Origin of the sequence: Streptomyces sp. PTY087I2 (assembly GCF_001687325.1) — a bacterium.
GTDB lineage: Bacteria > Actinomycetota > Actinomycetes > Streptomycetales > Streptomycetaceae > Streptomyces.
This window is the reverse complement of record NZ_LZRD01000002.1, coordinates 221,448-245,759: the sequence shown is the minus strand read 5'-3', so window position 1 is coordinate 245,759 and position 24,312 is coordinate 221,448. Positions and strand designations below refer to the sequence as shown.

Here is a 24,312-nt window from a genome sequence, read left to right as displayed (position 1 = left end):
GCATCACCTCCTCGTACGGGTCGGAGGGGGCGGCCTACCGCTTCGCGGAGTGCCAGAATTCGGACAGTTTCCGGCCCTCGTCCGGCGCGAGGCCGGCGGGGTCGTAGGGGCTGCCGAAGTACGTGGAGGTGGCGTCGAGGGTCACGCTGTTCTTCCCGGCGGCGGACGGGAGGCCGGTCTTGAGGTTCACCGCCCAGTCCAGGAGCCCGGCTCCGCAACCGCTTGCGCCCGGTACGGCGAACGTGGCGTCGCCCTGGTCGGCGCCGTCGAAGGTGTAGCGCCCCATCTCGCCCTCGTCGTCGTTCGGCGTCCCGTCGGCCCCGAACCGCTGGAGCGAGAGGGTCGGTGCCGTCACGTTCCGCGGCTTGAGGAGCACCGGGGCGGCGGTGGTCCCGATGTAGCACTTGTCACCCAGGAACGGATTCTTGAGGTGAATGCGCACCGGGATGGTGAGAATGGGCTCACCGGTGGAGAAAGCCGCGCTCATATTGAAGTCGCGTGGCGCTCCGGCCGGTTCGATGGTGGCCGTCACCCGGTTGAGACTGTTGTCCGTCAACTGACGGCAGATTGCCGATACGAGGGGAATTCCGCTGGGGCACATGAGCCCGAGCAGTCCGCCGGGTATCTCGGCCGGGTCCGCCGTCAGGGCCCCCTCGGGCGGGGCCACCAGCGAGGCGGTGCCGTCGGCGCGCTGGACGACGCCGAGCTGGAGATCGGTGTGGCCGGTGGAGACCACGCTCTTGCCCAGCGTGATGGATCCGGTGGCCGAACTCGACGCGATGCAGGCGGCGATGGTGTTCACACCGTCGGCGGCCAGCATGGCGGGCGCGTCGACCGGACAGCGGTCGAAGGGCGCCCAGTCGCCGTTGAGCTGGGTGGCGGCGGTGGCCGAGCCGGTGGAGAGCAGGGCGCTGAATGCCGTGAACGCCGCGAGCAGACCTACGCGGGTTCGATTGGAAACGGATCTCATGTCGTCCCCTCTGTCGGCCGCCGTGGCGCGGCCTCGTGCACGAAGTTGACCGGTTCTGCAACGCATGCCCGCACCCCGACGACGGTCGGAGGTGGTGGGGCCTCGGGTGGCCCGGGGGCGGAGGATCGGAGCATCAAATTTCGGGCAGATTTCATGACCGAATTGATCGAGGCGTGATGTTACTCGCGGGAAACAGGGCGACACAATCCGTCCGGCTAAGATTCTTTGCACTGCACTCTTTTTGATCCGTTGATGAGCATCGAGGCACGGTCCCCTTATCAAGGAATGCGCACCCGGGGGCAGTGAATTACGTACCGTCGGCCGGAACCCCGCGCGCGGTGCGTACGGGATGCCGACGCGCCGGGAGACACGGAAGTCCGGCTTCCGCCCTCCGGCGGACTGCATGGAATTCGGCCAGACGGCTTGAAACCCCCGTCGGGGAGCGGGCGTTCACCCGCGTTCGCCGTGGTGAGCCACCCGTACCGCCGACCAGTCCCCGGCCCGGCCGACCCCGACCGGACCAGGCCGGCGACAACTCGACGGCGGAGGAACCGCTTTGTTGTCATCGCCTGAGCGGGCGGCCGAAATTCATTGTCCGAAAGCGCGCAGTGCCGCCCGACCTGCACGGAAGTCGCACAGTGTGGCCAGGATGCGTGCCCCCTGCACCTCGATCTTGTCCAAGTGGTGTGCAGTGCCTGTTCCTTGGTCTATCTTCGTCGCGGACTTGGTACGCACCTGTCGGTTCGTGGGAGCGCTTTCCCCCACCGCCTCACCCCACCACCGGGCGCCGGGAGCAAGGGGATCTGTCATGCCACATCTCATACAGCCGTTGGATACCGAAGACCCGCTCGGGCCGCTCCCGCAGGAATTCGCGGCGATCATGCGGCCCGAACTGCCGAGCCTCATCAAGGAAATCGGCGTCGAGGTCACCCGGGCCTATCCGGAATACGCCCGGCTGCTCGACGGGCCGAACGGGCAGGCCATCAGGGTGGGCGTGGAGCAGAGCCTCGCCTCTTTCGTCGATCTGGTGGCCGAGCCCTCCTCACCGACCACGCTCCGGGACGACATGTGCCGGCGCTTCGGGCGGTTCGAGGCGTACGAGGGCCGGAGCATGGACACCCTCCAGGGGGCCTACCGGCTGGGTGCGCGGGTGGCGCTGCGGCGGGCGAAGAAGGTCGGGCAGAGCTACCACCTCTCCCCCACCCTGATGCTGAGCTTCGCCGACGCGCTCTTCGCCTACGTCGACGAACTGGAATCGCTTTCCCGGGAAGGGTTCCTGGAGGCGCAGTCCCAGTCGGGCGAGCACAACGAGGCGCTGCGGCGCCGGCTGCTGCATCTGATCCTCGCCGGACGCCCGGCCCCCGGCAGCGCCATCGCCGATCTGTGCGAGCAGACCGGGTGGACGCTGCCGGAGGAGGTGACGCTGATCGCCGTGCGCGCCCCGGCGGAGCTGGACCGGCTCGGTGCGGACCGTGACCTGCTCCTGGACCTCAGCGCCCCACAGCCGCACCTGCTGGTTCCCGGAGCACTGGACGACGTACGAAGATCCATGCTCACCCAGGCCCTCCCCTCCGGCCGCATGGCGATCGGGCTGACCGTCCCCACGGCGCTGGCCTGCGAATCGATCCGCTGGGCCCGCCGGGTGCTGGAGCTCGTCGACTCCGGCGTGATCGACGACGCTCCGCTGATCCGCTGCGAGGACCACCTGCTCACCCTGTGGCTGCTGTCCGATCCCGCGCTGCTGGACCAGCTCGCCCGGCGCGAGCTGGCCGCCGTCGCGGGGATCAGCGCGACCCGTCGCGAACGGCTGGTCGAGACGCTGCGGATCTGGCTCGACACCCGGGGCACCGCGGCGCAGATGGGCGCGCTGCTGGACGTCCACCCGCAGACCGTGCGCTACCGCATGCGCAGCCTGGAGACCATCTTCGGTGACCAACTCGTCGATCCCGAGAGCCGCTTCGCCACCGAGGCGGTGCTGCGCGCGCTGCGTCTGCGCTCCCGTGCCACCGGCACATCCCCCTGATCCGGATCACGTTCGGCGCGACGGGTCAACTTACCGGCGCGTAAGGCGAAATAGACGGTCAGTCCCAAACGGTTGCGACACGGAGACGTATCCGACGAGAAACCCGGAACCGCGTCCCGTACACAGGAGGGAGCCCGCCGCCCAACAGGCGACGGATCCCGTGCACCGCCTCCTGGCCAACCATCCGAGAGGGAAAGCCCCATGACCGCCTCGCACCTCCTCGTCCCCGTGCCGATCCCGGACCGGGTCGCCGCGCTGATCGGTTCGTGCATTCCGCCGCACATCCTCCAGGCGGAGTTCGACGCCGACTGCGCGGCCCGCGAGGTCCGCAGGTTCCGCGGGCCCCGGCTGGGCGTCGAGGACCAGGCCGACCGCGAACAGGCCCTGTCCGATCTGGCCCGGGCCAACAAGGTGCTCGCCGCGCACCACCCCCGCCTCGCCGTGCTGCCCGGCTCGCCCTTCTGACCGGCCTTGCGGGACGGCACCGCTCCCTCTACCTTACTCTCAAGTAAGTTTACTCTGGAGTAAGGAATTGACGTGGACGGAACCAGCAGCGGCAACCTCACCGACGGCCTGTCCGCGCTCGACTTCGCCGCGGTCGGCCCCGAGGAGTTCGCACGGATCGTCAAGAGCCTGTCCGCCAAGGAGCTCGCCGAGATCATGCGGGGCGAGCTGCGCACCCGGATCCTCGGTGAGGTCTTCGGCCGGATGAAGCAGCAGTTCCGGCCCGAGGCGGCCGGCGGTCTCACGGCACTGATCCGCTGGAAGATCACCGGCGAGAGCGACGTGATCTACGAGACCGCGATAGCCGACGGCACCTGCCGGGTCACCGCGGGCCGCTCCGACGCCGAACCCCGCACCACGCTGGTGATGGCCGACGCGGAGTTCCTCAAGCTCGTCTCCGGCAACGGCAATCCGATCACCATGTTCATGACGCGCAAGCTCAAGGTCGCCGGTGACGTCGGCCTGGCGTCCGGCCTCACCCGCTACTTCGACATCCCGAAGGCGTGAGGGCATGAGCTTCTCCTCCCTGGCCCTGACCGAGGAACAGCAGGACCTGCGCGACTGGGTGCACGGCTTCGCCGCCCAGGTGGTCCGCCCGGCCGCCGCCGAGTGGGACGCCCGGGAGGAAACCCCCTGGCCGGTGATCCAGGAGGCCGCCCGGATCGGCCTGTACGGCTTCGAATCGCTCGCCGATCTGTACGGGGACCCCACGGGGCTCTCCCTCCAGATCGCCAACGAGGAGCTGTTCTGGGGCGACGCGGGCATCGGCATGGCCCTGTTCGGCACCTCGCTCGCGGTCGCCGGAATCTTCGCCTCCGGCACTCCGGACCAGCTCGCCGAGTGGGTGCCGCAGTGCTTCGGCGACGAGGACGACCCGAAGGTCGCCGCGTTCTGCGTCTCCGAGCCAGGGGCGGGTTCCGACGTCTCGGCGATGACGACGAGGGCGCGTTACGACGAAGCGGCCGACGAGTGGGTGATCTCCGGCCAGAAGGCGTGGATCACCAACGGCGGCATCGCCGAGGTCCATGTCGTGGTCGCCTCGGTCGACCCGTCGCTCGGCTCCCGGGGCCAGGCCGCGTTCATCGTGCCACCCGGCACGAAGGGCCTGACGGCGGGCCGTACGGTCAAGAAGCTCGGCCTGCGCGCCTCGCACACCGCGGACCTCTTCCTCGACGACGTCCGCGTCCCCGGCCACTGCCTGCTCGGCGGAAAGGAGAAGCTGGACGCCCGCCTCGCCAGGGCCCGCGAGGGCGGCACGGCCAAGGGCCAGGCGGCCATGGCGACGTTCGAGGTCAGCCGCCCGACGGTGGCCGCGCAGGCACTCGGCATCGCACGGGCCGCCTACGAGTACGCCCTCGAATACGCCGGTGAGCGCGAGGCGTTCGGCAGGCCGATCATCGAGAACCAGTCGATCGCCTTCGCGCTGGCGGACATCCGTACCGAGATCGAAGCCGTACGCCTGCTGATCTGGCAGGCCGCCTGGATGGCCCGCAATGACCGCACCTTCGACGCGGGCCAGGGCTCCATGTCGAAGCTGCGGGCCGGCGAACTCGCGGTCGCGGCAACGGAGAAGGCGGTCCAGATCCTCGGCGGCGCGGGCTACAGCCGGGAGCATCCGGTCGAGCGGATGTACCGCGACGCCAAGATCTACACGATCTTCGAGGGGACCAGCGAGATCCAGCGCCTGGTCATCGCGCGGGCGATCTCGGGGCGGCACATTCGCTGAGCGGACTCCACACCTCTCCCCCGCTTTTTGGTCACAACTTCATCACCACCGGAACAAGTTGCTCCGTCGTGCCCCGTCGGGTCGCTACGGTCGGCCCTCCACACAGCGCCTTGGGGGGGACCATGGACTGGAACAGCTCGCAGCACCCGTCGCGTCAGCCCGGCTGGGGCCAGGGTGGCAACTTCACGCCGCAGCCGCCTTCGTCGGGTGGGCCGCGGTGGGCGCGAAAGCGTGTCGTGCTCCCGGCGGCCGGAGTGTTGTTGCTGCTCGGTGTCGGGATCGGCGCCACGGGTGAACAGCCGCAGGAAGTCCGCACGGTCGCGGCGAAGACGAAGCCCGGTCCGACGGTCACGGTCACCGTCACGGAGACGGCGAAGGTCACGGTGACCGCGACCCCGGAGCCGGCCCCGACCGTCACGAAGGTCAAGAAGGTGCGGGTCACGGTCACCGCCGCTCCCCCGGAGCCGGAGCCCGCGAAGAAGCCCGTCGCGCGGGACGACTCCACCGGCAGCAACGGAGGCTCCGGCGGGACGTCGGCGTACTACAAGAACTGCGATGCGGTTCGTGCCGCCGGGGCCGCACCCATCCGGTCCGGCCAGCCCGGGTACGGGCGGCACTTGGACCGTGACGGCGACGGAGTGGGCTGCGAATAGGGTCCGCGCGCATGTGATTCTCGTCGCCTCGGACGCGTACCACGTCGCCGAACGGGGCGCCCGCGAGTCGTGTTCACGGCCGGGCGCACCGGGCCTCCCGCCGGGTCCGTCGGGGCGGGCTCTGTCGGTCCCGGTGTCCCGCCACACGCCGTCTACGTGCGGCAACGGTGGGTTCCGACCGCTCCGTCGCGGCCGAACGTGGCGACGGTGTGGAGAGGTTCACCGGGCGGGAGGGCAGCGCGCCGGCGCCGGTTCGCGGCCGGGGTGGCTGCTGACCGTGGCGGGCCCCACACGTTCGAGCGGCCACCGGACCGGTCCCTTGCCACTAGCCTCTTCACATGACCTCCACTTCGACCCAGCCGACGCCTGCCCGCCCGATGGTTGAGCTGAACGCGGAAATCCGCGCTCTGGTCGCCGACGGCGGTGTGGTGTCGCCGGAGGGCCGCCGGGAGTACGAGCGGCTTCTCGTCGAGTGGGTGGCGGCCGTACGGGGCAGTTCCACGGAAGCGGTCTGAGCGTACGGCGACGGGTGCGGGCGCGGCGCTGGTCCGCGTACCGGGGGAGCCATCGGGCCACCCCCTCCGGGAAACCCGGGCCGGGTGTCGGCGATAGTGAGCATCCGTCCGTGTCCTCACCCCGGGAGCACCTCATGGCCGCCGCGGCACGCCGCCCGTCCCTTCTGCTCGTCACCGATCTCGCGTACGAGGCGCGCGGCCGCCGCTACTGCGACGAGGACATCCACCTCTCCTCCCGGCTGCGCGAGGCGTTCGACGTCGCGCTCTGCCATCCCCGGGACGCGGCCGCGCTGCTGGCGGGGTTCGACACCGTGCTGGTCCGTAACAGCGGGCCGGTGCTGCACTACCGGGAAGCCTACGACGCCTTCCTCGTACGGGCGCGGGAGCTGGGGACGGCCGTCTACAACCCGCTGCACGGGCGCGGCGACATGGCGGGCAAGGAGTATCTGGTCGAGATGTCCGCGGCGGGGCTTCCGGTCATCCCGACCGTGGACCGGGCGGCGGATCTGGCCGGGCTGCCGGACGTCGCCCGGTACGTGGTGAAGCCGAAGCTCGGGGCGGACTCGGTCGGGCTGCGGTTCGTCACGGCGACGGAGGCCCGCGCCGAGCTGGAGGCGGCGGCCGAGGGCTCCCTCCTCGTCCAGCCGCGGATCGACTTCCGGCACGAGGTGTCGTTCTACTTCGTCGACCACGACTTCCAGTACGCGCTGTACGCCCCCGATCCGGAGCGGCGGTGGGTGCTGGAGCCGTACGCGGCGAGCGCGGAGGACCTGGAGTTCGCCCGGCGCTTCATCGCCTGGAACACCCTCGACCACGGGATCCAGCGGGTCGACGCCTGCCGGACGGCGGATGGCGATCTGCTGCTCGTCGAGTTGGAGGACCTCAACCCGTATCTGTCGCTCGACCGGGTCGGGGAGGACGTCCGGGAGGCGTTCGTGGCCCGGCTGAAGGCGTCGATCGCCGCGCTGCCCCGCTAGCACCTCCGTTCGGCCCGTCCCCGCGTGCGGCGGCGTACGGGTGGTGTGAGGGTGCAGGGGTGACGACTGCCAGCGAGCAAGCCCCCGCCGCGCAGAGTGCCGCCGCGCCGCCGCCCGTCCTCGACCGGCGGCGGCGCAACATCGTCTTCGCGACGATCGTGCTCGGCATGCTGCTCGCGGCACTGGACCAGACGATCGTGGGCACGGCCCTGCCGACGATCGTCTCGGACCTGGGCGGCGCCTCGCACATGTCGTGGGTGGTCACCGCGTATCTGCTGGCCGAGACGGTGGCCACCGTGCTGGTCGGCAAGTTCGGCGACATGTTCGGGCGGAAGCTGGTCTTCCAGGTCTCGGCGATCATCTTCATCACGGGATCGTTCCTGTGCGGCCTCGCCTCGGACATGCTGCTGCTGATCATCTGGCGCGGTATGCAGGGCATCGGCGCGGGCGGGCTGATGGTCACGTCGATGGCGCTGATCGCGGACGTGATCCCGCTGCGCGAACGGGGCAAGTACCAGGGCGCGATCGGGGCGGTCTTCGGTATCTCCACCGTGATCGGGCCGCTGCTGGGCGGGCTGTTCACGGACCATCTGACGTGGCGGTGGGCGTTCTACGTCAATGTGCCGATCGCCATCGTGGTGGTCATCGCCGCCGCCCGGAACATCCCGTCGGTGAAGGCGGCGGGGCGGCCGGTCATCGACTACCGGGGCATCGCGCTGGTCACCGTCGGGGCGAGCGCGCTGATCCTGGCGACGAGCTGGGGCGGCAACGAGTACGCCTGGGGCTCGGCGGTGATCATCGGCCTCTTCGTCGGCGGTCTGATCGCCCTGGCCCTGTTCTGCCTGGTGGAGACCCGGGCGAAGGAACCGATGCTGCCGATGCAGCTGTTCCGGAACCCGGTGTTCACCGTCTGCTCGATCCTCAGCTTCATCGTGGGCTTCGCGATGCTCGGCTCGATGATCTTCCTGCCGACCTATCTCCAGTACGTGGACGGGGACTCGGCGACGCTTTCCGGGGTGCGGACGCTGCCGCTGGTCGCCGGTCTGCTGGCCGCCTCGATCTTCAGCGGCAACGTGGTGAGCAAGACGGGCCGCTACCGGGTGTTCCCGATTGTGGGGACGCTGGTGATGGCGGCCGGGCTGTTCCTGCTGTCGCGGATGGGGCCGGGGACCAGCGTCTGGCTGGAGTCCCTCTACATGGTGGTGCTGGGGCTCGGCATCGGCCTGGCCATGCAGGTGCTGACCATCGCCGTGCAGAACACCGTCGACTACGAGGACCTGGGCACGGCCACCTCGGGCGTGACGTTCTTCCGTACGCTGGGCAGCGCCTTCGGTACGGCGGTGTTCGGCACGATCTACGCCAACGCGCTGAAGCCGAACCTCACCGACGGCGTCGCGCGGGCGGTCGCCGCGGGCGGCGATCCCGCGGTCCTGGCCGGTGCCTCGCAGAGCCCGCAGGCCCTGCACGCGCTGCCCGCCGCCCAGTCGGAGCCGCTGGCCCAGGCCTACGCGGAGACCCTGCACACGGTGTTCCTGTGGACGGTGCCGGTCGCCCTGATCGGCTTCGTCATCGCGCTGTTCCTCAAGGAGGTGAAGCTGCGGGACTCGGCGCGGCTCGGGTCGACGGACATGGGCGAGGGCTTCGCCCAGCCGGGCAGCGGGGACTCGGCGAAGGTCCTGGAGTACTCCGTGGCCACGATCCTGCACAGCGCGGGTCCGCAGACCGCCCGGCGGATCACCGCCGAGTCCGACACCCGGCTCGACATGGCGGGGGCCTGGGCGGTGATGCAGGTGGACCTGTTCACCAGGATGGTCGGCCACGCGGGCCTCGGGCTGATCGCGGCCCGGCACCGGATCCCGCCGGAGGTGCTGGTGCCCGTCTTCGACCGGATGATCGAGGAGGGCTATCTGACGGGCGACGGCCGGATCTTCTCGCACACGGCGGCGGGCCGGCGGGAGGCCGCGGTGATCTCCGACGCCTGGGGCCGCTGGCTCAACGACCGCCTGGCCGAGGACGGCGCACGCCCCGACGACCGCCAGCTGAGGGCCACCGTGGACGTGATCGCCAAGCGCCTGCTGGCGGAGGACCTGGCCCAGGAGCTCTCCCCCGCGGCAAGCTCCGGCGGATCGTCGCGGGTGGGGTCCCCGGTCTGACGCGTACGCCCGGGGCCCAGTCGAACCTGACGTGCACGCCCCGGGGTCAGTCGACGAAGACCCCGGTCGTGTAGACCCAGGCGCCCTCGTGCCGGACGAAGCGGCTCTTCTCGTGGAGGGAGTCGGGGCGCCCGTCGTCGGTGTAGTGGGCGCGGAAGGTGACCGTCCCGGTGGAGTGGAAGGCGCTGCCCTCGGTGGTGTCCAGGATCTCCAGGCGTACCCAGCGCATCCCCGGGTCGAAGTCGACGCCGGGCGGCCGGGTCTCGGGGTGCCAGGTGCGCAACAGGTACGCCGCGTCCTGGACGACGAAGGCCGCGTACCGGGAACGCATCAGCGCCTCGCAGGTCGGCGCGGCGGCACCGCAGGAGTGGAACCGCCCGCAGCACTCCCCGTAGACGGCGGGCAGACCGCAGGGGCACGGGGAGGCGGAGGTGATCCGCGGGGCGGCGGTCCCCCGGGGCCGGGAGGTGCGTCGTGACATGCGTCCATTGTGACGCGTGGTGGCCGGGACCCGGGTACGAGGCCCCGCCGCGTGCGCGGGCCGACGGTGACGGGGGCGGACGTCAGGGCTTGCGCGCGACGCCCGCGTAGCCGGGGATCGGTTCGTCGCCGGGTACGTCGATGACCTCGCCGAGTTCCGGGTGCCAGTCGGCCGAGAGGGAGACGCCCGGTTCGACCAGTTCGAGGCCGTCGAAGAACGCCGTCAGCTCGGCGTGGCTGCGGGGGCGCAGCGTCATTCCGCGGGCCTTGTACATGGCCCGGGCCTGGGCCGCGCCCTCCGGGTTGAAGTCGCCGGTGGTGTGCGAGAGCACCAGGTAGCTGCCGGAGGGAAGCTGTTCGACCAGCTTGTCGACCAGGGCGGACGCGCCGTCCTCGTCGTCGATGAAGTGCAGCAGGGCCAGCAGGGAGAGGGCGATCGGCTGCCCGAAGTCCAGCACCTTGCCGGCCTCGGCCAGGATCATCTCCGGTTTGCGGGCGTCCGCCTGGATGTACTCGGTGGCCCCTTCGGGCGTCGAGCGGAGCAGGGCCGCCGCGTGGGCCAGCACGATGGGGTCGTTGTCGCAGTAGACGACGCGCGCGTCGGGGGCGGACCTCTGAGCGATCTGGTGGAGGTTCGGCTCGGTGGGTATGCCGGTGCCGATGTCCAGGAACTGGCGTACACCGTGCTCGGCGAGCCAGCGGGTCGCCCGGTGCATGAACGCCCGGTTGACCCGCGCCATGTCACGGCCCCGCGCGTCCAGGGTGAGCAGCTGGCGCGCCATCTGTTCGTCGACCGGGTAGTTGTCCTTGCCGCCGAGGAACCAGTCGTACATGCGGGCCGGATGCGGCTTGCTGGTGTCGATCTCGATGGAGTGGGGTTCTTGCCCGGTCATGGCGCGCTCCGTGGTCAGAGGTCCGTGGGTGAGGAGGGATGGACTTTCAGGTAAGCAGGAAGTCGGCCTGGCCGGCCTTGGCGCCCTGGATGAACGCGGCGATCTCGCCGTTGGAGTAGATGAGAGCCGGGCCGTCGGGGTCGGCGGACTGGCGGACGGCGACCCGCCCGTCGGCGAGCTTCATGGCCTCGATGCAGTTTCCGCCGTTCCCGCCGCTCCACGGCTTGTACCAGCCTTCGGAGCCCAGGTCACCGGCCGGCATGCCGTTGTATATGTGGTTCATCACAGCTCCTTGCGGAAGTCCCGGAGGATTTCCTTCGTGCGTTGTGCAGTTGCGGCCTGAGCCGCCATGCGGTCCATGACTTCGAGGTAGGAGGCCACCTCGGGGCGGGCGTCGAAGTAGACGGCGCCGGTCAGGTACTCGCTGTAGACCATGTCGGGGAGTTCGGGCACGGCGAACCGGAAGAGGACGAAGGGTCCGTAGGTTCCCGGGTGGTGGCCGGACGCGAACTCCGCGATCTGCAAGGTGACATGCGGAAGCTCGGTGGCTTCGAGCAGCTTGTCGATCTGCCCGCGCATCACCTGCGCGCTCTCGACGGGCCGCCGCAGCACGGTCTCGTCCATGATCACCCACAGGCGGGGGGCGTCTTCCTTGGCCAGCAGGGACTGCCGCTCCATCCGCAGCGCCACATGGCGCTCGATGTCCTCGGGCCGGGTCTGGCCGACCGCCCCGGTCCGCATCACGGAGCGCGCGTAGTCCTCGGTCTGGAGCAGACCGGGAACGAAGTGCGGCTCGTACATGCGCAGCAGGCTCGCGGCGCCTTCCAGGCTGACGTACATGCTGAACCAGTCGGGCAGCACATCGTGGAAGCGCTGCCACCAGCCCGGCCGGTTCGCCTCCTCCGCCAGGTCGACGAAGGCCTCGGCCTCCTGGTCGGCGACGCCGTACGCCTTCAGCAGCAGCTGGACGTAGGGGATCTTCAGCCCGACCTCGGCCGTTTCCATCCTGCGTATCGTCGCGGGGGCGACCCGGAGGACCTTCGCCGCCTGGTCACGGGTCAGGCCGACACGCTCGCGCAGATCCTGTAGGCGCTTGCCGAGAACGACCTGGCCCACGGTCGGGGCGGACCGCGGTTCGCTCACTTCAGACCTCCCCATGCGCTGTTTGCGAGCAGTGTGCCATGCGTGCGCCCCCAACGACACAGTCACTCTGGAAATTTCAGAGTGCCCCTTGCCAAGTGTCATCGTCAGGGGGAGAGTTGACTCCCGAACCAGTTCGCTCAGTCACGCCCGCCCCCGAGCACTCGGGGAACGAAGCGTGACGCAGCCCCCACTGTGAGGAATCGGTCGTGGCACCTGGCAGTGCGCTCATCCCCCGGCTCGCGGACCTCAGCCCCGGGACGGAGGCGCTCCGTTACTGCTTCGCGCTGCCGGCGCGCCCCGAGTCGGTGGCCGGTGCGCGGGAGCTGACGCGGGCCCGGCTGGACGCCTGGCAGCTGGGCCGGGACGCCTGTGACGCGGCGGTCCTCATCGTCTCCGAGCTGGTGACCAACGCGGTCGTGCACACCGCGAGCACCCGGGTGGTCTGCGAGCTGAGCCGGTTCGGCAGACGACTGCGGATAGCCGTGCAGGACCAGGGGCACCAGCCCTGCGGCCCGCGGCTGCGCCCCTCCTCCGACGACGAGCACGGCCGCGGTCTGCTCCTCGTCGACGCGATGAGCAGCGCCTGGGGGTCGCACGACGCGGGGGACGCCTCCGGGCGCATCGTCTGGGCGGAGCTGCCGCACGGGGCCGAGCAGTTGTCCGGCGCGGAGCGGGCGTGTTGAGGAACGCGCTGGCCCGGCTGCGCGCGGCGCACCGGGACCGGACGCCCGAACAGGCTCGCGGCAGCCGGGTGCGGCTGGCGCTGCCGGCGTCGATGTCGGCGACCCTGGGGTGCGACGCGGTCGGGGTGCCCGCCCGGCACGGTTTCCGCCTCATGTCCCATCTGCCGCGCACCGGCTGCGTCTTCGCCGACGCGGACCGCTGGTGGTGGATCGTCCCGGCCGGCTCCGATCTGGATCTGGACTGGCCCGAGCAGGTGACGTACGCACGCGATGCGGCCGTGCCCGGCAGCCGTCCCCGGTTGATCCACGCACCGGACGCCCTCACCCCGTACACCCCGCCCATTCCGCTGTTCCTGATGGTCTGCCAGGTGACGGGGGTGGCCCCGAGCTGGGCGGCCCCCGGCCCGCGGAGTGTCGTGGCGTCCGGCTGACCTGGCCCGGAACCCACGACCGAACGAGCCGGGCCCGGTCAGGTCGGGCCCGTCTCGTTCGGTCGTGTCGTTCGGTCGTGCTTCGCGGCCCGGTCAGGCCCGGCCGAGGTACGCGAGCCCCGGGTGGACCTCGGTGTACCGCTCCAGCAGCCGCCGGGCCACCGTCACCGAGTCCACCAGCGGGTGCTGAGCGAAGGCCTGAACGGCCGCGGCGCGGGACCCGCTCTCCGCCGCCTCCAGCACCGACCGCTCCACGGCCTTCACCGCGGTGACGAGGCCCACCGCGTGGTACGGCAGCGGCGAGACGGTCACCGGGTGGGCCCCGTTGGCGTCGACGAGGCAGGGCACCTCGACCACGGCGTCCGCGTCCAGGACCGAGAGGGTGGTGCGGTTGCGGACGTTGAGGATCAGCGAGGTACGTTCGTTACGGGCGACGGCCCGCATCAGCGCGAGCGCGACCTGCTCGTAACCGCCGGACTCCAGATCGCTCTCCTCCCGCTCCCCCGCCCCGGCGACCTCACGGTTCTCCGCCATGTACGTCGCCTCGCGTTCGGCGCGGGTGCGGTCCCAGGTCTGCCATGCGGGTGTGCCGGGTTCGCGCATGCGGGCGTAGAAGCCCTCCTGCTGGTCCCGGAGGAACGCGCCCCGGGTCTGCTCCGCCTCCCGGTAGGCGCGTACGGCCTCGCGGTTGACGTAGTAGTAGTGCAGGTATTCGTTGGGGATCGCGCCCAGCGACCCGAGGAGTTCCGCGCCGAAGAGGCGGCCCTCCTCGAAGGATTCGAGCAGCTTCGGGTCGGCGAGCAGCCGGGGCAGTTCGTCGCGCCCGTCGACGTACAGCCCGCGCACCCACCCGAGGTGGTTGAGCCCGGCGTAGTCGATCCAGGCCCGGTCCGGGTCGGCGCCCAGGACGCGGGCGATACGCCGCCCGAGCCCGACCGGCGAGTCGCAGATCCCGATGACCCGGTCGCCCAGGTGCCGGGACATGGCCTCGGTGACCAGGCCCGCCGGGTTGGTGAAGTTGATGACCCAGGCCTGCGGGGCGAGGCGGGCGATGCGCCGGGCGAGGTCGAGGGCGACGGGGACGGTGCGCAGTCCGTACGCGATGCCTCCGGCGCCGACGGTCTCCTGGCCGAGCACGCCTTCGTCGAGCGCCACCCGTTCGTCGGCGGCGCGGCCGGCGAGTCCGCCGACGCGGATGGCGGAGAAGACGAAGTCGGCGCCGCGCAAAGCCTCGTCGAGCTCCGTGGTGGCGACGACAGCGGGCGCGTCCGGGATGTCCCGGCCCTGTTCCGCGAGGACGCGGGCGACGGCGGTGAGCCGGTCGGCGTCGGTGTCGTACAGCGTGACCCGGGAGACGCGGCCCTCGGCGTGATCGCCGAGGAGGGCCCCGTACACGAGAGGCACCCGGAATCCGCCACCGCCAAGAATTGTCAGCTTCACGCTGCTCGATGGTACGGGCAGGGCGCGGCCGTACGGTGTGGGCCGCGCGCGACGCGGCGGCCCCGGGCCCGTGGGCGTGATCCGGGGCCGCCGCGGCCGAAAACGGGACGGCGGGTCAGTAGCCGTTCCACCAGCGGGTGACCGCCTGCCAGAGCCGGGCGGGGGCGGCCGGGCGGCGCTGGCGCGGGATCGTCGCGACCGGGGCCGTCTCCGGGGCGGGGGTGGCGGCGGGGGCCGGCTGGGCCGCGGGGGGTGCGGCGGCCGGGGTGGGCCGGGGTGCGGCTCCCGGGGCGTGGGCGGGCTCGGCTCCCGCGGTCTCGTGCCGGGGCTCGGGGACGGTCCTGGCCGGGGAGGAGATCTCCCAGGCGTCGGCCGGGCGGGGGGTGCGGGCCATCACGGAGAGCGGGTCGGCGTCCAGCTTCTGCTGGGGGCTGGGGGCGAACTTCACCGGCAGCTCCACCAGGTGGCGGGACATGATGTTGCCGACCCAGCGCAGCTCGCTCTCGCCGACACCGAGCTCCAGGTCCGGCAGGCGCATCAGGAGCGCGTCGACGCCGACATCGGCGATGGCGCGGCCGATGTCCTGTCCCGGGCACTCGTGGGGGCCGCCGCTGAAGGCGAGGTGGGCGCGGTTGCCGCCCATGTCGGCGGTGAGGTCGGGGCGGACCGTGGGGTCGGTGTTGGCCGGGGCGATCCCGACGAGGAGCGCGTCGCCCGCCTTGATCTGCTGGCCGCCCAGCTCGGTGTCGCCGACGGCCCAGCGGCCGAAGACGGCGGTGAACGGCGGCTCGTCCCACAGGGTCTGCTCGACCGCCTCGGGGACGGTCATGTGGCCGCCGCTGAGCCGGGCGCGGAAGCGCGGGTCGGTGAGGACCATGCGCAGCACGTTGGCGATGAGGTTGGCGGTGGACTCGTACGCGGCGATGAGGATGAGGCGCAGATGTTCGACGACCTCGATGTCGGTCATCGTCGCGGGGTGCTCGACCAGCCAGCTGGCGAAGTCGTGGGCCGGTTCGGCGCGGCGGCGCTCGACGAGGCGGGTCAGCACGCCCACGATGTGGGCGTTGCTGGCCACGGCGGTCTCGGTGCCGCGGGTCATGTCGCGGGCGGCCTGGACGAGGCGCTCGTCGTACTCCTCGGGCATGCCGAAGATCGCGCACATCACCATCATCGGCAGGTGCTCCGCGAACTGGCTGACCAGGTCGGCGGTGCCCTTCTCGCAGAAGTCGTTGACCAGGCGGTTACTGAAGCGGTTGATGTGGCGGCGTACGCCGCGGGTGTCGATGCGCTCCATGCTGTCGGTGACCGCGCCGCGCTGGCGCTCGTGCTTGGCGCCGTCGGCGAAGACGCAGACGGGCTGCCAGGTGAAGATCGGGGCGAGCGGGTGGTCGGGGGCGACGCTGCCGTCCTGGAGGGCCCGCCAGCGCCGCGAGTCCCGGGAGAACTGGGACGGCGTACGGGTGAGGTGGAGGTTCTCGCTGTGGCCGAGGACGAGCCAGGCGGGGACGTCGCCGTGGAGCAGGACGGGGGCGACCGTGCCGTGTTCGGCGCGGAGCTTGTCGTAGAGGCCCGCGGGGTTGTTCTCCGCCTCGGGGCCGTACAGCCGGCGCAGTCCGCCGGGGCCGATGTCGAGGTTGTGGGCCGGGCACTGGGGAGGGGGCACGGCGCCGGGTTCGTGGTGGAACGGGGTTGTCACAGGGGCTCCAGGGTCAGGATTCCAAGGCTGGTGCGCGGGCGGACGGGCGGGACGGGGCTCCGGGCACGGACCGGGCCGGGGGCGTACGCCGGGGGATGGCGCGCCCCCGGGGCGGTCCCGTCGTCGGGCCCGGGGATGCGGGGGCGTCAGGCGAGGGGGACGGCCAGGCTGTGCAGGTAGCGCATCAGGGTCATCAGCACATCGCGGCTGGAGGCCCGCAGCCGGGCGTCGCAGTCGATCATCGGGACCTCGTCCGGCAGGTCGAGAGCGCTGCGCAGGGCCTCGACCGGGTGGTGCGGCGCGTCGGGGAAGGTGTTGACGGCCACCACGAACGGCACTCCGCGCTCCTCCAGCCGCCCGATGACGTCGAAGCTGACTTCGAGGCGTCTCGTGTCGATGAGGACGACCGCGCCGAGGGCGCCTTCGAAGAGGCCGTTCCACAGGAACCAGAAGCGTTCCTGGCCGGGGGTGCCGAACAGGTAGAGGATCAGTTCCTCGCTGAGGCTGATGCGTCCGAAGTCCATGGCGACGGTGGTGGCGGTCTTCGTCTCCACCCCGGCGTTGTCGTCCACGCCGACGCCGGCCTGGGTCATGGTCTCTTCGGTCGTCAGCGGCCGGATCTCGCTCACCGAGCCGACCATGGTCGTCTTGCCGACGCCGAACCCTCCGACGATCACGACCTTCACCGCGGCGGTGGCCGTAGTGGGGAGGACGTCCTCGGTACGGGGGCCGGTGATCGTGTCAGAGCTTCTGAAGTCCATGCATCACCGCTTCGAGAAGGGACCTGTCGGGGAGAGTGGCGCGGACGATCGGCGCGCGCGACTCGATGAGCTCGGTGGCGAGGAGATCGCTCAGGAGCGAGGTGACCACGCTGAACGGCAGGCCGAGGTAGGCCGAGATCTCGGCGACGGACAACGGGGCCTGGCAGAGCCGGAGGATCGCCGCCTGTTCGGGCTGGAACGTCGGCGACGGCTCCGCCTGCGCGACGACCATCGTGACCAGGTCGAGCTGGGCCCGTTCGCTGTCGTCGAGATCGCCGGTGATCACGTACAGCCGTTCCGGATCGAGGAGATCCGGGTCGGTCTTGCGGCGTTCTCGTCGAGGTCCACTCATCCGGACTGCCCGCCGTGGCGGGGCGGGCTGGTCAGATGGGCTCCGATGCGCACGACCATGTCCCGCATCCGGGCCCCGACGAGTCCGGCGTCGACGGTCTCGCCGGCCAGGACCGCGAGATACGCGCCGGTGCCGGCCGCCATCAAGTAGAAGAACCCGCCGGTGACTTCGATGACGACGAGCTTCATCAGTCCGTCGCTGTACGGGATCTCGGTGGCCACCGCGGCGGCCAGGCTCTGGAGTCCGGCGCAGGCCGCCGCGAGCCGGTCGGCGACGTCGGGGTCGCCGCCGTGCATCGCGATGCGCAGACCGTCCGACGAGAGCACCACGATCTGGTGGATGCTCGGCACGTCGTCGGCCAGCTCCTTGAGCATCCAGTCCATGTTTCCCCGCTGCTGGATCACTTCAGGTCTCCCTTGTCCCACGCGTCATCGGAGTCTTCGCCGTGCTTTCGTTCCTGCGGTACGCCGTTGACGGCCTTGGTGAAGGCCTCCAGCCACAGGCCGGGGGGCTTCTCCTCGCCGCGTCCGCCGCCCGTGCCGCCGCCCGGGCCCGGCTGGAACCCGTTGGCGGGAGCCGAGGGCGGCGGCGTGGGCTGCTGCGGGAGGTTGTGCGAGCCGAGCGGGGCGCGGCCCCGGCTGCGGCGCTGCGGCAGCCCGTTCTCGGTCCACTCGGTGACCACGGGAACGTCGTCCTCCATGGCGGCCGCGGGTACGGCCGGGCGCGCGGCGGCCGCGGGGGCGCCGGTGGGGACGGGTGCGGCCACGGACGGCACGGGGCCGGTGGCGGCGGGCTTGGGCTTGCGCTTGCCGGGCGGCGGCACCACGTGCTGGAGCTGCGACATGTCCAGGGAGCTGGTGGGCCGGGAGGTGGCGCCGATGCCGTGGGCGATGCCCGGGGCGGGCCCGGTGGTGATCATCTCGCGCGGCACGATGAGGACGGCGCGGACACCGCCGTACGCCGACTGACGCAACGACACCTGGAGCTGGTACATCCGGGAGAGCCGGCCGACGACGGCCATGCCGAGGCGCGGGGACTCCCCGAGGTCGTTCATGTTGATGCCGGCCTGGGCCTGGGCGAGCATGTTCTCGGCGCGGGCGCGGGCCTCCTCGCTGAGGCTGACGCCGCCGTCCTCGATCTCGATGGCGATGCCGGTCTGCACCTCGACCGCGGTGACGTGCACCCGGGTCTGGGGCGGGGAGTAGCGGGTCGCGTTGTCGAGGAGTTCGGCGCAGGCGTGGATGAGCGGTTCGACCGAGGTGCCGACGATGGCGACCTTGGCGATCGAGTGCAGATCGACGCGCTGGTACTCCAGGATGCGGGACATCGCGCCGCGCAGGACGCTGAACAGCGGTACGGGCTTGGGCCACTGGCGGCTGGGGCGGGCCCCGCCGAGCACGGCGATGGAGTCGGCGAGCCGGCCGATCAGCGCGGTGCCGTGGTCGATGCGCAGCAGGTCGTCGAAGACCTCGGGGTTGCGCCCGTAGTGGTCCTCCATCTCCCGCAGTTCACTGGCCTGGCGGTGCACGATCGCCTGGACACGGCGGGCGACGCTGACGAAGGCGCGCTGGGCGGAGTCACGCCGGGCCTCCTCGTTGTCGATGACTTCGAGGACCTGGTGGATCTGCTCGCGCAGCGCCTTGGGCAGATGGCGGTTGGCCGCGTCCGCGTCGACGATGTCGCGCATCACCTCGTCGGGCGAATTGCCCACGCGCAGCCGTCGGATGGCGGCGGGCATGACTTCCTTGGTGAGCCGTACCGTCTCGGCGTCGTGCGAGAGGATGCGGTGTTCCAGGTAGGCGATGCGCTGTTCGTACTCGGCGCGCTGGACGCGCAGGGCGCGTCGACGGCGGTGGAGCGCCACGGTGAGTACGGCGACCACGAGCGTGGTGATCGCGCCGCACACGGCGACTGGTATCCGCGCGGCCGGTGCGACCAGGGCCGACCCGGCGGCGGTCGCGCCGAGGAGCAGGACCACGGGCAGCAGGACTACGCGGACGACGGGTACTTCTCTGTCGGTCGGCGGTGATTCAACACGGACCATCTAAAACCCTCTGGCGGTTGATTCCGGGATGTATGCGCACGTGAGCGGAGACTGAGGAACAAGTGCTCGAATTCATCTCAACTCGACTTCACTGCGCGTGAGCTTAGCCAGATCAGAACAGTGCTTCGGCATATTCACCCAACCCCCTGCGGAAGCCCGCCGGGAGGAATACACTCACCAGTTTTTGCACTGAGCGCTGTGGAGCGTGTGCGGGGAGTAGTGGTGACTGAAAACAGCCCCCTCTGGTCCCGTCGGCACATCAGAGAAGGGCGCTTTCCCCACCGGGTAAGCCATTTACGGCATGAAAAGCCCCATCACCCGCTCTTTTCACCGCACAGAATCAGTCAGAGGTACAGGTGACCGAACCGGATCGAAAGGAGCAGATTCCCGGCCGGCGGAGGGGTGATGGGGAAAATTGCCGGGCTGACGCGTATGCGGACCGCCGCCGATGACGGGGCGGCGGGGTCAGCGGCGGGCGCCGCCGAGGCGCCCTTCCAGCTGGACCAGCAACTCGCTCAGCCGGGAGGCGAGTTCGTCGCGGCCGGGCCGGTCGAGACCGGCCAGCACCGAGCGTTCGTACGCCAGTTGCTCGGGCAGCAGCCGGTCGACCAGGGCCCGTCCCTCGTCGGTGAGACGGACATGGGCGACCCGCCGGTCGCGGTCGTCGCCCCGGCGGTCGACCAGGGCGCGGTCCTGGAGGGCGCGCAGCCGTTTGGTGACGGCGGCCCCGGAGGAGAAGGTCTCGCGGGCCAGCTCGCCGGGGGTCAGCTCGCGGTCCGTCCGGCGTACGGCGCCGAGGAGGTCGAATTCGGCGCGGGTCAGCCCGGCGGAGCGCAGCGGGGCGTCCTCCGCCTGCTGGAGCAGGGCGGCGCAGCGGTTGATCCGGCCGATGATCTCCATCGGTCCGGTGTCGAGCTCGGGGTTGACGGTCTGCCACTGCCGGACCACCGAGGCAACGATGTCGTCGGTCACTCCGCTCCGATCGAAGGGGCGTGGGCCGTGGGCCCGCGCCGTTGTGCTGTCGCGGCGAGCGTACGGTGTCCGGCCTGCTCGGCCGCGAGAAGACGCTGCTCGGGCAGGGCGCGCTGCCACCATTCGCCCGCGGCGGTGTCACCCGCCTCGCGCAGTTCGACGAGGCTCGCGGTGAGCGTCCGGCGGGCCCGGTCCCGCTCGGCGGGGGCGGCTCCGGGGTCGGCGCCGGTCCGTTCCGCGGCGGCGCGGGCCCGGTGGGTGGCGTCGAGGGCCCGCTCGACCCGGCCCGCCGCCCGCCGGTTGGTGACGAGCGTCGCGGCCAGGAAGCCGACGGCCGCGCCGAGGACGGTGTCCAGGACCCGGTCGCCGATCAGCTCGCCTGCCGGGTGGGCGCCGCCGAACTCCAGGACGAGCAGGGCCATCGGGGTCACGGCGACGGAGCCGAGCCAGTAGTTGCGGGTGATGAGCGCCTCGGCGGCGAAGCCGAAGAAGAGGCAGCAGCAGACGAGGGCGAGCGGGCTGATCCGCGACACCGGCAGGACGGCGGCGAAGACGAGCACGCCCAGGAGGTTGCCGAGGGTGCGCTGGAGGGCGCGGTTCCACGACAGGGTGAGGTTGGCCTGGTACAGGGAGGCGGCGGTGACGATCGCCCAGTAGGGACGGCCGACGCCGAGCGCGGCGCAGAGATACCCGGCGAGTGCGCAGCCGATCAGGGTACGGACGGCGACCGGCAGCAGCGGGGAGCCGGGGCCGAGGCGGCGCAGCAGGGCGCGGCGGGCCGCGCGGCGTCCTTCGCGGGCCCGCAGGACGGCGCGCTCGGCGTCGATCCCGTACAACTCGTCGGCGGTGCCGGGGGCCGGCGGCGGTACGGGCACGGGCCCCCGGCCCCGGGTGAGGGCGGCCCAGGCGCGCAGCCGCTCCGGATCCGCCGCCCCGCTCCCGGGGCCCGGGGCCACGAAGGCGGATTCGGCGTGCACGACCAGGCGTTCCAGCGACCGGCGTACGGGGGTGGGTCGCCCGGAGGCGAGCAGACACTGCCAGGCGGCGTGCACGGCGGCGGCCGCGGCGTTGCGGTTACGCGGGCCGAGGTCGGCGGCGGCACCCCGGTCACGCGGGCCCGGGCCGGGATCCGCAGCGCTCCGGTGACGCGGACCCGCATCGGCCGCGCACGCCGCCGCGGCCTCCAGAGCGCGGGCGACCGCCCGGCGTTCGGGGCCTTCGCGGCGGACCAGGGCGGGCGCGAGGGCGACCAGCCAGGCGAACGCGCCCGCGCCGAGGGTCAGGGCGAGATGGCCGGGGACCTGGCCGAGGCGTTGCGGCGCGAAGAGGGCGGCGGAGCTGACGAAGGTGAAGATCACATGTCCGGGCGGCCCGATCCGGGTCGCGTCGCACAGCACCTTCTGTACGGCGGCGAGCAGCGCCCCGACCGCGATGAGCACGGCGGTCGAGCCGGTGAGCGAGGCGGTGACCAGGGAGACGGCGAGCCCTGCGGCCATGCCGAGCACCACGCCCGCGACGGCCCGCGCCCGCCGGGCGTACGGCAGGCCGTGGCCGTACAGCGCGCACAGCGACCCGGCCATGGTGTAGATGACCAGGTCCAGCCGGCCGACGGCCAGGAGCGTCAGATGGGGGACGGCGGAGGCGACGACCACGCTGAGGGCGGGCTTGAACCAGGTGTCCGACGGCCGCGAGAGCCGGAGGGCCGAGAACAGCGGGAGGCTACGGACGGCCGGCGGGAGCTGCGGGAGCCTGCGGGCGGCGGATTGCCCGGGGCGGACAGGTGTATCACTCACCCATATACGTTAACAGGTATTACACCTGTAAAACATTTGGCCTCTGTTCGAGCGGCGGCGACTCGGGCACACTGTCCCGCGAACAGCGCGACCCATCTTCTTTGAATCTTCATGCACCCACTACGATGACGGGCGATGACCAGGGTGAGCACGCGGACCGACCGGCAGCGGTACCGCTCCCGTGCGCCCTTCGCCCTGGGCTGGGTCTTCTTCCTGCTGGCCATGCTCTTCTGCTGTTCGGCCACCACGTCGTCCGCCGCCGTGCCGGTCGCGGCGGGCCCGGCCGAGGCGGCCGCCGTCCGCGCGTTCACCCCGACACCGGACGCGGCCTTCGAACCGGTCGTGCTGGCGTCTCCGGGTGACCGCGGTCTGGGGTCGTCGTGCCACGGCGGCTCGACGCACACGGTGGCCGTGGTGCTTCCGGTGTCGTCCGCCCCCGCGGCCGTTCCCTCGCCCGTGGCCCACGTCCCCGCCGCCCCGCTCACGGGGGCGGCGGTCATCAGGGGTCCCGCGCACGACGGTGTGCGTTCCGTCGATCAACTGCGCCTCCAGGTCCAGCGGATCTAGAGGCCGGGTCCACTCCCCCGCCGTGCCCTGGCGCCGGCTCTCCGGGAGCGGTTTTCCGTATGCCCCGCATCCCTTACCCCCTCATGCGCAGGCCCCCTGTGCATCGGTTGAACGACGAGGACTTCCCATGGCTTCCGCCAAGAACCAGAACAACCCGGCAGCGGCGCGGCGCGCCAAGCTCGAAGAGGCGCGCCGCAAGGAGCGGGCCCGCGAGCGCCGGGTCCGCATCATCACCATCGGGGCGTCGGTGGCCGTGGTCGCCGCCCTGGTCGCCGGAGGCGGCTACCTGATGGTGCAGGCCAACGAGAAGGACAAGAAGGAGGAGCAGGCCAAGACCTCGCCCGTCACCGGTGAGCGCAGCTGGGACAAGCTGACGCAGGAGCATGTGGCGAACAAGGTCGACTACCCGATGAACCCGCCCGTCGGGGGTGACCACAACCAGGTCTGGATGAACTGCAACGCGGACGTCTACACCGACGAGATACCGAAGGAGAACGCCGTGCACTCGCTGGAGCACGGCGCGGTCTGGGTGACGTACAACGACAAGGCCTCGGAGGCGGACATCGAGGCGCTGACGAAGAAGGTCAAGTCGACTCCGTACTCCCTGATGAGCCCGGTCAAGGACCAGAAGGACCCGCTGATGCTCAGCGCCTGGGGCAAGCAGGTCACGGTCAAGAGCGCCTCGGACGACCGGGTCGACCAGTTCTTCACCAAGTACGTGCAGGGCCCGCAGACCCCCGAGCCGGGGGCCGCCTGCACCGGCGGGCTGGACGGATGACCGCCCTCGCGCCCGCCCGCTCCACCCGCCGGCTGATCCTCGCGGGGGCCGCGGTGCTGCTCGTCGCGCTGGGGCTGGTGGCGCTGATGGTCGTCCGCCCGTCCGCGGCCTCCCCGTCGGGGGCGTCGTCGTCGCAGTCCGCTCCGGCGGAGGACTCCGTGGACGCGGGGTTCGCCCGGGACATGGCGATCCACCACCAGCAGGCGGTCGAGATGTCGTTCATCGTGCGGGACCGCACCGACGACGAGGACGTGCGGCGTCTCGCGTACGACATCATCAACACCCAGGCCAATCAGCGCGGCATGATGCTGGGCTGGCTGGAGATGTGGGGGCTGCCGAAGAGCGCGGCCGGGCCGCCGATGGCGTGGATGGGGCACACCGTCACGCCGACCGACGACGGTTCGCTGATGCCGGGGATGGCGACCGACGCGGAACTGGCGGCGCTCAAGGCCGCGGAGGGCGAGAAGGCCGAGGTCCTGTTCCTGCGGCTGATGACCGTGCACCATCGCGCGGGCGCCGACATGGCGCGGGCGGCCGCCGACGCGGCGAAGACGGACGCCATCCGGAATCTGGCACAGGGCATGGTCCGGGGCCAGCGGTCGGAGATCGGGCTGATGGCGGACATGCTGAAGGAGCGGGGCGCCAAGCCCTGATGGTGGGGGGGTGTCCGGCGGATCAGGGCCGGGCACCCCCGGGTGGTTTCCGGCCGAGGGCCGGGGCCGCCCGTCCCGCACCGTCCGCCCTGAGCCCCTCATCGC

Annotated in this window: 26 protein-coding genes; 13 read left to right on the top strand and 13 right to left on the bottom strand. The window is 71.4% G+C overall.

All coding sequences use genetic code 11. The features are described 5' to 3' along the window. Nucleotides 1-34: 34 nt before the first annotated feature. On the bottom strand, nt 35-970 hold the full coding sequence (locus A3Q37_RS02930; protein ID WP_065477100.1) for a hypothetical protein: 936 nt from the start codon (nt 968-970) through the stop codon (nt 35-37). Nucleotides 971-1,778: 808 nt separating this feature from the next. Between A3Q37_RS02930 and A3Q37_RS02925 the strand changes: the two genes are divergently transcribed. From A3Q37_RS02925 to A3Q37_RS02895, 8 genes are all read left to right on the top strand, one after another. After that, nucleotides 1,779-2,993 (top strand): helix-turn-helix domain-containing protein, encoded by a 1,215-nt coding sequence (locus tag A3Q37_RS02925; protein ID WP_065477098.1) that lies wholly within the window; start codon nt 1,779-1,781, stop codon nt 2,991-2,993. A gap of 201 nt (nt 2,994-3,194) precedes the next feature. Beyond that, the gene (locus tag A3Q37_RS02920) at nt 3,195-3,458 is read left to right on the top strand and encodes a hypothetical protein (RefSeq protein ID WP_030076261.1); all 264 of its coding nucleotides are present in this window, start codon (nt 3,195-3,197) and stop codon (nt 3,456-3,458) included. A gap of 72 nt (nt 3,459-3,530) precedes the next feature. After that, on the top strand, nt 3,531-4,004 hold the full coding sequence (locus A3Q37_RS02915) for an SCP2 sterol-binding domain-containing protein (protein WP_065477096.1): 474 nt from the start codon (nt 3,531-3,533) through the stop codon (nt 4,002-4,004). 4 nt (nt 4,005-4,008) lie between these two features. Continuing rightward, entirely contained in the window at nt 4,009-5,223 is a 1,215-nt protein-coding gene (locus tag A3Q37_RS02910; RefSeq protein ID WP_065477094.1) for an acyl-CoA dehydrogenase family protein, read from the top strand. A 122-nt stretch (nt 5,224-5,345) separates the two neighbouring features. Beyond that, on the top strand, nt 5,346-5,876 hold the full coding sequence (locus A3Q37_RS02905; RefSeq protein WP_079137627.1) for an excalibur calcium-binding domain-containing protein: 531 nt from the start codon (nt 5,346-5,348) through the stop codon (nt 5,874-5,876). Between the two features lie 338 nt (nt 5,877-6,214). Continuing rightward, nucleotides 6,215-6,391, top strand: a complete 177-nt coding sequence (locus A3Q37_RS37085; RefSeq protein ID WP_024264190.1) for a hypothetical protein — start codon at nt 6,215-6,217, stop codon at nt 6,389-6,391. Between the two features lie 134 nt (nt 6,392-6,525). After that, nucleotides 6,526-7,368 carry a hypothetical protein gene (locus A3Q37_RS02900; RefSeq protein ID WP_065477092.1) on the top strand — a complete coding sequence of 281 codons (843 nt, stop codon included), beginning with the start codon at nt 6,526-6,528 and terminating at the stop codon, nt 7,366-7,368. Nucleotides 7,369-7,427: 59 nt separating this feature from the next. Then, nucleotides 7,428-9,521, top strand: coding sequence for an MDR family MFS transporter (locus tag A3Q37_RS02895; RefSeq protein ID WP_065477090.1), 2,094 nt, complete (start codon nt 7,428-7,430; stop codon nt 9,519-9,521). Nucleotides 9,522-9,567: 46 nt separating this feature from the next. On the opposite strand, the gene A3Q37_RS02890 is transcribed toward A3Q37_RS02895, so the two are convergent. From A3Q37_RS02890 to A3Q37_RS02875, 4 genes are all read right to left on the bottom strand, one after another. Continuing rightward, a complete protein-coding gene (locus A3Q37_RS02890) occupies nt 9,568-10,002 on the bottom strand; it encodes a YchJ family protein (RefSeq protein ID WP_065477085.1) in 435 nt (144 codons plus the stop codon). A gap of 82 nt (nt 10,003-10,084) precedes the next feature. Continuing rightward, on the bottom strand, nt 10,085-10,894 hold the full coding sequence (locus A3Q37_RS02885; protein WP_065477083.1) for an SAM-dependent methyltransferase: 810 nt from the start codon (nt 10,892-10,894) through the stop codon (nt 10,085-10,087). Between the two features lie 46 nt (nt 10,895-10,940). Then, nucleotides 10,941-11,177 (bottom strand): DUF397 domain-containing protein, encoded by a 237-nt coding sequence (locus A3Q37_RS02880; protein ID WP_010058136.1) that lies wholly within the window; start codon nt 11,175-11,177, stop codon nt 10,941-10,943. Beyond that, entirely contained in the window at nt 11,177-12,037 is an 861-nt protein-coding gene (locus tag A3Q37_RS02875; protein ID WP_010058137.1) for a helix-turn-helix transcriptional regulator, read from the bottom strand. Before A3Q37_RS02875 ends, A3Q37_RS02880 begins: the two co-directional genes overlap by 1 nt. A gap of 206 nt (nt 12,038-12,243) precedes the next feature. Here A3Q37_RS02875 and A3Q37_RS02870 point away from each other — a divergent pair, with 206 nt between their 5' ends. Together A3Q37_RS02870 and A3Q37_RS02865 are read left to right on the top strand one after the other, a co-directional pair. Beyond that, the gene (locus tag A3Q37_RS02870) at nt 12,244-12,720 is read left to right on the top strand and encodes an ATP-binding protein (RefSeq protein WP_065477080.1); all 477 of its coding nucleotides are present in this window, start codon (nt 12,244-12,246) and stop codon (nt 12,718-12,720) included. Beyond that, nucleotides 12,714-13,151, top strand: a complete 438-nt coding sequence (locus A3Q37_RS02865) for a hypothetical protein (protein WP_065477078.1) — start codon at nt 12,714-12,716, stop codon at nt 13,149-13,151. Before A3Q37_RS02870 ends, A3Q37_RS02865 begins: the two co-directional genes overlap by 7 nt. A gap of 93 nt (nt 13,152-13,244) precedes the next feature. On the opposite strand, the gene A3Q37_RS02860 is transcribed toward A3Q37_RS02865, so the two are convergent. The 8 genes from A3Q37_RS02860 to A3Q37_RS02825 all read right to left on the bottom strand — a co-directional run bounded on the left by A3Q37_RS02860 (nt 13,245) and on the right by A3Q37_RS02825 (nt 22,209). After that, nucleotides 13,245-14,591 (bottom strand): 6-phospho-beta-glucosidase, encoded by a 1,347-nt coding sequence (locus A3Q37_RS02860; protein ID WP_065477075.1) that lies wholly within the window; start codon nt 14,589-14,591, stop codon nt 13,245-13,247. A gap of 115 nt (nt 14,592-14,706) precedes the next feature. Beyond that, the gene (locus A3Q37_RS02855; protein WP_065477073.1) at nt 14,707-16,287 is read right to left on the bottom strand and encodes a cytochrome P450; all 1,581 of its coding nucleotides are present in this window, start codon (nt 16,285-16,287) and stop codon (nt 14,707-14,709) included. A gap of 146 nt (nt 16,288-16,433) precedes the next feature. Beyond that, complete coding sequence (locus A3Q37_RS02850; RefSeq protein ID WP_006128843.1) at nt 16,434-17,048, bottom strand: ATP/GTP-binding protein; 615 nt, start codon at nt 17,046-17,048, stop codon at nt 16,434-16,436. After that, on the bottom strand, nt 17,029-17,400 hold the full coding sequence (locus A3Q37_RS02845) for a DUF742 domain-containing protein (protein ID WP_065477071.1): 372 nt from the start codon (nt 17,398-17,400) through the stop codon (nt 17,029-17,031). The genes A3Q37_RS02850 and A3Q37_RS02845 overlap by 20 nt, the downstream gene beginning before the upstream one ends. Then, the gene (locus tag A3Q37_RS02840; RefSeq protein ID WP_006128841.1) at nt 17,397-17,804 is read right to left on the bottom strand and encodes a roadblock/LC7 domain-containing protein; all 408 of its coding nucleotides are present in this window, start codon (nt 17,802-17,804) and stop codon (nt 17,397-17,399) included. Before A3Q37_RS02840 ends, A3Q37_RS02845 begins: the two co-directional genes overlap by 4 nt. Continuing rightward, a complete protein-coding gene (locus tag A3Q37_RS02835) occupies nt 17,801-19,444 on the bottom strand; it encodes a sensor histidine kinase KdpD (protein WP_065477069.1) in 1,644 nt (547 codons plus the stop codon). The genes A3Q37_RS02840 and A3Q37_RS02835 overlap by 4 nt, the downstream gene beginning before the upstream one ends. Nucleotides 19,445-19,909: 465 nt before the next feature. Continuing rightward, on the bottom strand, nt 19,910-20,416 hold the full coding sequence (locus tag A3Q37_RS02830) for a MarR family winged helix-turn-helix transcriptional regulator (protein ID WP_065477066.1): 507 nt from the start codon (nt 20,414-20,416) through the stop codon (nt 19,910-19,912). Beyond that, nucleotides 20,413-22,209 carry an FUSC family protein gene (locus tag A3Q37_RS02825; protein WP_065477064.1) on the bottom strand — a complete coding sequence of 599 codons (1,797 nt, stop codon included), beginning with the start codon at nt 22,207-22,209 and terminating at the stop codon, nt 20,413-20,415. Before A3Q37_RS02825 ends, A3Q37_RS02830 begins: the two co-directional genes overlap by 4 nt. 135 nt (nt 22,210-22,344) lie before the next feature. Between A3Q37_RS02825 and A3Q37_RS02820 the strand changes: the two genes are divergently transcribed. From A3Q37_RS02820 to A3Q37_RS02810, 3 genes are all read left to right on the top strand, one after another. Continuing rightward, the gene (locus A3Q37_RS02820; RefSeq protein ID WP_065477062.1) at nt 22,345-22,776 is read left to right on the top strand and encodes a hypothetical protein; all 432 of its coding nucleotides are present in this window, start codon (nt 22,345-22,347) and stop codon (nt 22,774-22,776) included. A 127-nt stretch (nt 22,777-22,903) separates the two neighbouring features. Further along, nucleotides 22,904-23,554 carry a DUF3105 domain-containing protein gene (locus A3Q37_RS02815; protein ID WP_065477059.1) on the top strand — a complete coding sequence of 217 codons (651 nt, stop codon included), beginning with the start codon at nt 22,904-22,906 and terminating at the stop codon, nt 23,552-23,554. Next, on the top strand, nt 23,551-24,207 hold the full coding sequence (locus A3Q37_RS02810; protein ID WP_065477057.1) for a DUF305 domain-containing protein: 657 nt from the start codon (nt 23,551-23,553) through the stop codon (nt 24,205-24,207). Before A3Q37_RS02815 ends, A3Q37_RS02810 begins: the two co-directional genes overlap by 4 nt. Nucleotides 24,208-24,312 lie beyond the last annotated feature (105 nt).

Bases quoted from the DNA above. Each gene is read 5' to 3' on its own strand.
- A3Q37_RS02930 (WP_065477100.1), bottom strand. From the start codon at position 970: ATGAGATCCGTTTCCAATCGAACCCGCGTAGGTCTGCTCGCGGCGTTC.
- A3Q37_RS02925 (WP_065477098.1), top strand. From the start codon at position 1,779: ATGCCACATCTCATACAGCCGTTGGATACCGAAGACCCGCTCGGGCCG.
- A3Q37_RS02920 (WP_030076261.1), top strand. From the start codon at position 3,195: ATGACCGCCTCGCACCTCCTCGTCCCCGTGCCGATCCCGGACCGGGTC.
- A3Q37_RS02910 (WP_065477094.1), top strand. From the start codon at position 4,009: ATGAGCTTCTCCTCCCTGGCCCTGACCGAGGAACAGCAGGACCTGCGC.
- A3Q37_RS02905 (WP_079137627.1), top strand. From the start codon at position 5,346: ATGGACTGGAACAGCTCGCAGCACCCGTCGCGTCAGCCCGGCTGGGGC.
- A3Q37_RS37085 (WP_024264190.1), top strand. From the start codon at position 6,215: ATGACCTCCACTTCGACCCAGCCGACGCCTGCCCGCCCGATGGTTGAG.
- A3Q37_RS02900 (WP_065477092.1), top strand. From the start codon at position 6,526: ATGGCCGCCGCGGCACGCCGCCCGTCCCTTCTGCTCGTCACCGATCTC.
- A3Q37_RS02890 (WP_065477085.1), bottom strand. From the start codon at position 10,002: ATGTCACGACGCACCTCCCGGCCCCGGGGGACCGCCGCCCCGCGGATC.
- A3Q37_RS02885 (WP_065477083.1), bottom strand. From the start codon at position 10,894: ATGACCGGGCAAGAACCCCACTCCATCGAGATCGACACCAGCAAGCCG.
- A3Q37_RS02880 (WP_010058136.1), bottom strand. From the start codon at position 11,177: ATGAACCACATATACAACGGCATGCCGGCCGGTGACCTGGGCTCCGAA.
- A3Q37_RS02850 (WP_006128843.1), bottom strand. From the start codon at position 17,048: ATGGACTTCAGAAGCTCTGACACGATCACCGGCCCCCGTACCGAGGAC.
- A3Q37_RS02845 (WP_065477071.1), bottom strand. From the start codon at position 17,400: ATGAGTGGACCTCGACGAGAACGCCGCAAGACCGACCCGGATCTCCTC.
- A3Q37_RS02835 (WP_065477069.1), bottom strand. From the start codon at position 19,444: ATGGTCCGTGTTGAATCACCGCCGACCGACAGAGAAGTACCCGTCGTC.
- A3Q37_RS02820 (WP_065477062.1), top strand. From the start codon at position 22,345: ATGACCAGGGTGAGCACGCGGACCGACCGGCAGCGGTACCGCTCCCGT.
- A3Q37_RS02815 (WP_065477059.1), top strand. From the start codon at position 22,904: ATGGCTTCCGCCAAGAACCAGAACAACCCGGCAGCGGCGCGGCGCGCC.
- A3Q37_RS02810 (WP_065477057.1), top strand. From the start codon at position 23,551: ATGACCGCCCTCGCGCCCGCCCGCTCCACCCGCCGGCTGATCCTCGCG.